Annotated in this window: 2 protein-coding genes and 2 pseudogenes; 3 read left to right on the forward strand and 1 reads right to left on the reverse strand. The window is 58.1% G+C overall.

The window, feature by feature from the left end; genetic code table 11:
* Positions 1-196: pseudogene (locus I8J34_RS23750) on the reverse strand (IS256 family transposase); the annotation flags it as partial.
* A gap of 181 nt (positions 197-377) precedes the next feature.
* Here I8J34_RS23750 and I8J34_RS23755 point away from each other — a divergent pair.
* The 3 genes and pseudogenes from I8J34_RS23755 to I8J34_RS23765 all read left to right on the forward strand — a co-directional run.
* Entirely contained in the window at positions 378-3,407 is a 3,030-nt protein-coding gene (locus I8J34_RS23755; RefSeq protein WP_214364116.1) for a type I restriction endonuclease subunit R, read from the forward strand.
* A gap of 3 nt (positions 3,408-3,410) precedes the next feature.
* Positions 3,411-4,628, forward strand: coding sequence for a restriction endonuclease subunit S (locus I8J34_RS23760; RefSeq protein ID WP_214364117.1), 1,218 nt, complete (start codon positions 3,411-3,413; stop codon positions 4,626-4,628).
* A 3-nt stretch (positions 4,629-4,631) separates the two neighbouring features.
* Positions 4,632-5,067, forward strand: a pseudogene (locus I8J34_RS23765) (hypothetical protein); the annotation flags it as partial.

Consider the following 5,067-nt stretch of genomic DNA (forward strand, 5'->3'; position numbering starts at 1 on the left):
CGGCGCCGGGTGGATAGCCCAGGTGATGGCTCATCTCGGCGCCCAGTGCCCGCTCGATCAGCGCCTTCTTGAACGCCATTGAGGCTGCATTGATCGCCTCGGCACTCATCGGTCCGCTGACGAATCCGTCGATCAGCTCTTTCGGGATGGACGGCAGCGCCGCCGCAGTGCTCTTCTTGCTGGTCTTTCTTGGCATACATGCTCCTTGCCCACATGGTATGCCTCAAACACAAAATTTCTGACAGGCTCGGCCTCCTCAGGGGACCAGCATTCACTTGTCGCCGTGTTCGGATTTCTGAGGCCGGCTCTTTGTTCTCCTTGAGAACAGGCGCTCAAGATACAATCCGCAAAATGCTACTTGGTTCCTGGGCTTGTCGATGACCACTGAAAACCAGATCGAGCTGGACCTGCTCTCCAAACTGGCCGATCTCAAATACACCTACCGCCCAGACATTCGCGACCGCGCCGCGCTGGAATCGAACTTCCGCGACAAGTTCCAGCAACTCAACCGAGTCAATCTCACCGACGAAGAGTTCGCACGGCTGCTCGAAGAGATTGTCACGCCCGACGTCTTCACCGCCGCGCAAACGCTGCGCACGCGCAACAGCTTTGTCCGCGAAGACGGCACCCCGCTGAATTACACGCTGGTCAATATCGACGACTGGTGTAAGAACACCTTCGAGGTCGTCAACCAGCTGCGCATCAACACCGACTACAGCCACCATCGCTTCGACGTCATCCTGCTCATCAACGGCGTGCCGGTGGTGCAGATCGAGCTCAAGACGCTGGGCATCAACCCGCGCCGCGCCATCGAGCAGATCGTTGAATACAAGAACGACGTCGGCAACGGTTTCACGCGTACGCTGCTGTGCTTCATGCAACTGTTCATCGTCAGCAACAAGCACTCCACGTATTACTTCGCCAACAACAACGCCCGGCACTTCAGCTTCAATGCCGACGAGCGCTTCCTGCCCATTTACCAGCACGCCGCGCCGGACAACACCAAAGTCACGGGGCTCGACGAGTTCGCCGATGCCGTCCTCGCCAAGTGCACGCTCGGCCAGATGATCAGCCGCTACATGGTGCTGGTGGCCAGCGAGCAGAAGCTCCTGATGATGCGGCCCTACCAGATCTATGCCGTCAAGAACATCGTCAAGTGCATCGACGAGAACAGCGGCAACGGTTACGTCTGGCACACCACCGGCAGCGGCAAGACGCTCACCAGCTTCAAGGCCTCCACGCTACTCAAGGCCAACTTAGGCGTAGAGAAGTGCCTGTTCGTGGTAGACCGCAAAGACCTCGACCGCCAGACCCGCGAGGAATTCAACCGCTTTCAGGAAGGCTGCGTCGAAGCCAACACCAACACCGGCGCGCTGGTCGAGCGGCTCGTCTCGGACGAGGCGGCTGACAAGGTAATCGTGTGTACCATCCAGAAGCTCGGCCTGGCGCTGGACGAAAACAGCCGCCGCAACAAGAGCCGCGAAAAGCGCGGACTCGCCACCTATACCGATCAACTCGAAGCACTGCGCGACAAGCGCATGGTGTTCATCTTCGACGAATGCCACCGCTCACAATTCGGCGACAACCACCAGGCCATCAAGGCCTTCTTCCCCAAGGCTCAGCTCTTCGGTTTCACCGGCACGCCCATCTTCGAGGAAAACGCGACCTACAAGCAGATCAACGGTGACGAGAAGACGCTGAAGACCACGGAAGATCTCTTCCAGCAGCCCCTGCACGAATACACCATCAGCGACGCCATCGAAGACCGCAATGTGCTGAAGTTTCACGTCGACTACTACAAACCGGATGGCACGAATCTCCCAAAGCCGGGGGAAACGCTCGCCAAGCGCGCCATCGTCGACGCCATCCTCGCCAAGCACGACGCCGCCACCGGCGGGCGTAAGTTCAACGCCATCTTCGCCACGGCCTCCATCAACGACGCCATCGAGTACCACGCCCTGTTCGAGCAGGCTCAGGCCGAAATCATGCAGGCCGACCCGGCCTATCAGCCCCTCAACATCGCCGCCGTCTTCTCCCCGCCGGGCGACGTGAGCGCCGACGTGCGGCAGATCCAGGAAGACTTGCCCAACGAGCTCGAAGACAACAAAGAAGAGCCGGACACCAAAAAGGCCGCCCTCGCTGCCATCATCGCCGGCTACAACGCCCGCTTCGGCACCAATCACCGCATCGAGGAGTTCGACCTCTACTACCAGGACGTGCAACAACGCATCAAAGACCAGCAATGGCCCGAGGCCGACCTGCGCAAGGCCGCGCCCCACATTGCGCAGCACAAGCTCGACATCACCATCGTCGTCGACATGCTGCTCACCGGCTTCGACAGCAAGTATCTCAACACCCTCTACGTCGACAAGAACCTCAAGCACCACGGCCTCATCCAGGCCTTCAGCCGCACCAACCGGGTACTCAACGACACCAAGCCCTTCGGCCACATCCTCGATTTCCGTGGCCAGCAAGACGCGGTGGACGCCGCCATTGCCCTGTTCTCCGGCGCCAAGGGCGAGGAAGCGCGCCAGATCTGGCTGGTGGACAAGGCCCCCGCCGTCATCGACAAGCTGCAGGACGCCAAGGCCGCCCTGCAAAGCTTCATGCAGGCCCACGGCCTATCCGGCAAACCCGAAGAGATCGCCAAGCTCAAGGGCGACGAAGCCCGCATCGGCTTCGTCAAAGCCTTCAAGGACGTGCAGAAGCTGCAAACCCAGCTCGACCAATACACCGACCTCACGCCCGAGCAGCAAGAGACCATCCAGACCATCCTGCCTCCGGACGAACTGAACGCCTTCCGCGGCCAGTACCTGGAGACCGCCAAGCGCCTGCGCGACGAGCGCGCGGCAGTGGGCGATCACGCGAGCGACAGCAAGAACGAGGAGATGGAACAGCTCGACTTCGAGTTCGTGCTCTTCGCCTCCGCCACCATCGACTACGACTACATCATGAAGCTCATCGCCGACTTCTCCACCAAGAAGCCCGGCCGCGCCACCATGAGCCGCGAGCAACTGGTCAGCCTCATCGCTGCCGACGCCAAGTTCATCGACGAGCGCGACGACATCACCGAATACGTCATGAGCCTCAAGGCGGGCGAAGGCCTGCTTGAACCCGCCATCCGCGCCGGCTACCAGCAGTTCAAGGCCGCCAAGGCCGCCCGCGAGCTGGCCGAGCTTTCCGCTAGGCACGGCCTGACCATCGAGGCACTGCAAGGCTTCGTGGAGGGCGTACTGGAGCGCCGTATCTTCGACGGCGAACAACTCACCGAACTGCTGGCCCCGCTGGAACTGGGCTGGAAAGCCCGCACCCAGAAGGAACTGGCCTTGATGAGCGAGCTGGTGCCGCTGCTGAAGAAGCGCGCCGGGGGGCGGGAGATTTCCGGCCTTCAGGCTTACGAGGATTGAGGGATGGCGAAGGCGGAAAAGACAGCGATGGTGCCGAGGTTACGGTTTCCGGAGTTCAGAGAGGCTTGGGAAGAAAAGGAGCTGCGGAGCTTCCTAACGGAAAGCCGAATTCCTGGCAGCGACGGATCAATTGCCAAAAAATTGACCGTCAAACTTTGGGGAAGAGGGGTTTTCGAGAAAGCAGAAGCGATCAAGGGAAGCGCCAGCACGGTTTACTACAAGCGCAAGGCAGGGCAGTTCATCTATAGCAAGCTCGATTTTCTGAACCAGGCATTTGGCGTCATTCCTGCGCACTTGGACGGCTTCGAATCAACTGTCGACTTACCGTGCTTTGACGTGGATGCCCGTCTGAATTCGCGATTCCTTCTTGAGTACGTGCAAAGGAAGGACTTCTACAAGCGATTCGGCGAAATAGCTGACGGCGGACGCAAGGCGAAAAGAATTCAGGTGGATTCGTTTCTCTCTTTTCAGATCGTGGTTCCGAAAGAAAAGAAAGAGCAACAAAAGATCGCCGACTGCCTGGGCTCGCTGGACGAGCTGATTGCCGCGCAGGGACGGAAAGTCGAGGCCTTGAAGACCTACAAGCGCGGCTTGATGCAGCAGCTTTTCCCCCGCGAAGGCGAAACCCGCCCCCGCCTCCGCTTCCCCGTGTTCCGCGATGCGCCGGAGTGGAAAGGAAAGAAGCTCTCGGCAGTCGTTGATCTAGTATCGGGCTTGCATCTATCGCCTGATGAATACAGCACTGTCGGAGATGTGCCGTATTTCACCGGACCGTCAGATTTCACTAATGATGTTCATTTCGGGACAAAGTGGACAAGAGAGTCGACAAATACTGCCAAAGAGCACGATACGTTAATCACTGTGAAAGGGAGCGGTGTCGGGGAAGTTTGGTATCTCGAAATAACATCAGTGGCTATGGGGCGGCAATTGATGGCTGTTCGTGCCAAGGCCTGTTTAAGTCGTTTCATATTTCAGTTGCTTCTAACGAAAAGATCTCGCTTTGAAGATCTCGCTGCCGGAAATCTAATTCCTGGCCTAGCGCGTGGAGACATTCTGAACATAGTCGCGCCTATCCCTGAGGAAGATGAACAACGCCAAATCGCCGGTTGTCTTTCCTCTCTAGATGCACAGATCGCCACCGAGGCGGACAAACTCGAAACCCTCAAGACCCACAAGGCTGGTCTGATGCAGCAGCTTTTCCCGTCGCTGGAGAACAAGTAACTCATGGCCAATGTGAGCTACTTAAATTTGACTTGGTTGGCGGAACATCTCCGCGACGAGCTGAAGGCGAAGAAGACCATCCTGCTCTATGCGTATAACGGTACCGGCAAGACGCGCCTTTCGACAACATTCAAAGATTTGGGCAAGGCTGTCGACGAGAACGGCGAGGTCACGAAACGCGATACGTTGTACTTCAACGCATATACGGAGGATCTATTCACTTGGGACAATGACTTGGAGAACGATCAAGAGCGAGTGCTTGAACTCCCCCTGAGTCAGAATAGTTGTCGCCTCGATAGAATCCAAAACCCGGGGGCGATGAGAAGAGAACGAAGTGGCTCGATACGGACAAAAATTCAAGGACAAAGCGCTCGCTCGACTGTTGCCGCCGGAGGGCGCCTCAGTGGAAGCGGTTTCCCAGGAACTGAGCATTTCGGTG

Source organism: Denitromonas iodatirespirans (genome assembly GCF_018524365.1).
GTDB lineage: Bacteria > Pseudomonadota > Gammaproteobacteria > Burkholderiales > Rhodocyclaceae > Nitrogeniibacter > Nitrogeniibacter iodatirespirans.

Bases quoted from the DNA above. Each gene is read 5' to 3' on its own strand.
- I8J34_RS23755 (WP_214364116.1), top strand. From the start codon at position 378: ATGACCACTGAAAACCAGATCGAGCTGGACCTGCTCTCCAAACTGGCC.
- I8J34_RS23760 (WP_214364117.1), top strand. From the start codon at position 3,411: ATGGCGAAGGCGGAAAAGACAGCGATGGTGCCGAGGTTACGGTTTCCG.